At 63.1% G+C, this 1,118-nt stretch carries 1 protein-coding gene; it reads right to left on the minus strand.

From position 1 onward, the window contains the following. Positions 1-1,118 (minus strand): elongation factor Tu (tuf, locus tag N181_RS10310; protein WP_037403199.1); only part of this gene is annotated, 1,118 nt, incomplete at its 3' end.

Here is a 1,118-nt window from a genome sequence, read left to right on the forward strand (position 1 = left end):
GCGAAGCGCAGCTTCTCTTCCATGGCGATCGGCACGATCAGTTCGACGTCGACCGTCACGTTGTCGCCCGGCATCACCATTTCGGTGCCTTCCGGCAGCGTCACGATGCCGGTCACGTCCGTCGTGCGGAAGTAGAACTGCGGACGGTAGTTGGTGAAGAACGGCGTATGACGGCCACCCTCTTCCTTCGTCAGGATGTAGGCTTCAGCCTTGAACTTGCGGTGCGGCTTGACCGAACCCGGCTTGCACAGAACCTGGCCGCGCTCGACGCCGTTGCGGTCGACACCGCGCAGCAGCGCACCGATGTTGTCGCCGGCCTGGCCCTGGTCGAGCAGCTTGCGGAACATTTCAACGCCCGTGCAGGTCGTCTTCGTCGTCGGACGGATGCCGACGATCTCGATTTCCTCACCGACCTTGACGATGCCGCGCTCGACGCGACCGGTGACGACCGTACCGCGGCCGGAGATCGAGAACACGTCTTCGATCGGCATCAGGAACGGCAGGTCGACCGGACGTTCCGGCGTCGGGATGTAGGCGTCGACCGCTGCCATCAGCTCGCGGATCGCGTCTTCGCCGATCTTCTTGTCCGAATCTTCGAGAGCGGCGAGCGCCGAACCCTTGACGATCGGAATGTCGTCGCCCGGGAATTCGTAGGACGACAGAAGTTCGCGCACTTCCAGCTCGACGAGCTCGAGAAGCTCGGCGTCGTCAACCTGGTCGACCTTGTTCAAGAACACGACGATCGCCGGAACGCCGACCTGGCGGGCCAGCAGGATGTGCTCGCGGGTCTGCGGCATCGGGCCGTCGGCAGCCGAAACCACCAGGATCGCGCCGTCCATCTGCGCCGCACCGGTGATCATGTTCTTGACGTAGTCGGCGTGGCCGGGGCAGTCGACGTGCGCATAGTGGCGGGCCGGCGTCTCGTATTCGACGTGCGCCGTCGAAATGGTGATGCCACGGGCCTTTTCTTCCGGCGCCGCGTCGATCTGGTCATACGCCTTGAATTCGCCGAAGTACTTGGTGATCGCTGCCGTCAGCGACGTCTTGCCATGGTCAACGTGGCCAATCGTGCCGATGTTGACGTGCGGCTTGTTGCGCTCGAATTTGCTCTTTGCCAT

Source organism: Sinorhizobium fredii USDA 205, assembly GCF_001461695.1.
Classification (GTDB): domain Bacteria; phylum Pseudomonadota; class Alphaproteobacteria; order Rhizobiales; family Rhizobiaceae; genus Sinorhizobium; species Sinorhizobium fredii.